Below are 1,327 nucleotides of genomic sequence, written 5' to 3'. Positions count from 1 at the left end.
TTTTTGATATCTGTCTAAAATTAAAGCGTAAAGTCAAACCTGTTGGCGTTATAAATAGTCTATTTTGGAATAAGCACCTTTACCGCTAACAAGCTTAAAATTTTATGATTTAGTGTTGTTAAATAAGGTATTCTTACGAAGTTAGCGCCCACTTTATCCTCTTAGTTTATTCAGGTATTCAGTCATATTGGTATCACAACACGAGGTGTAATGTGCAACTATCACGCGGTATCGAGTACTTTATTGCCGGCTTTTCTTTGATCACCCAAAAAGGGCTTAAACGCTTTGTGTTTATCCCTCTCACCATAAATGTATTGCTATTTGGTGCATCGCTATTTTTTCTTTACGACTGGCTGACCCAAGGGTTTGATTACCTGAATGGATTATTACCAGAGTGGCTAAGTTGGCTAGAGTGGTTAATGTGGCCCATCGCTATTTTAGTGATACTTTTTAGCTATAGTATGATTTTCACGGTTATAACCAACTTTATTGCCGCTCCCTTCAATGGACTGTTATCTGAAAAAGTGGAACTTCACCTTACCAACCAGAAAATCAATGATGACAAGCTCTTTGATATTGTAAAAGATGTTCCACGGATGCTAGGACGAGAGTGGACAAAGCTGTGTTACTACCTGCCACGCGCCCTTGGCTTTTTTATATTACTTTGGGTACTACCTATTGTCGGTCAAATTTTATGGGTTATGTTCACATGTTGGATGTACAGTGTTCAATATAATGACTACCCATTTGATAACCATAAAATTCACTTCAAAAGAATGAAGGACGATTTAAAAAGTAAGCAAGGGCTGTCTTACGGTTTTGGCTTTGCGGTGTTCGTATTAACCTCAATTCCATTTGTGAATCTAATAGTAATGCCAGTGGCGGTTTGTGGGGCTACTAAACTTTGGGTAGAAAACTACCGACAGCAGTACCGTCACTAATAGTGAACATATCCTATTACACAGATTTGTTTGGGTAAGTAGCACTTCTGAAACAAGTCAACGGTAGCAGCATCGCTTTTCGCGCCCTGCTACCTGTTGAGTGCCTAATCTACGCTTGGTTTTCTACCAGCTGTTATCCCTCACTACTGCGTAAAATTTATTGACAATAGGCTAGAAAGAATAGTAATAGGTTGCCTATTTAACCCGAGGTTTGGATAAGGCGTGCTCCAACTCATTGTTGCTAAGGTACAACTTTGTTTTTTCCTTGTCTAGCCAAAGAGTTTTAGGGAAAACACCGCTTCGCGTCTTGCTCTCACTAAGTCCTGTAGCAAGGCAAAGGTTTTGCTATTTATACCAATTTTCTGAATTAAGTGGTCTATTTTGAG

The 1,327-nt window shown here is 39.0% G+C and carries 1 protein-coding gene; it reads left to right on the top strand.

What is annotated here, in order from left to right; all coding sequences use genetic code 11:
- Window positions 1-212 precede the first annotated feature (212 nt).
- Window positions 213-941 carry a sulfate transporter CysZ gene (gene cysZ, locus D9603_RS21485; protein ID WP_128732852.1) on the top strand — a complete coding sequence of 243 codons (729 nt, stop codon included), beginning with the start codon at window positions 213-215 and terminating at the stop codon, window positions 939-941.
- The last annotated feature ends 386 nt before the right edge of the window (window positions 942-1,327 follow it).

This window comes from Pseudoalteromonas sp. PS5 (genome assembly GCF_004103255.1).
In the GTDB taxonomy this organism is placed as follows: Bacteria; Pseudomonadota; Gammaproteobacteria; order Enterobacterales; family Alteromonadaceae; genus Pseudoalteromonas; species Pseudoalteromonas peptidolytica.
This window is presented reverse-complemented; position numbering and strand designations above follow the sequence as displayed.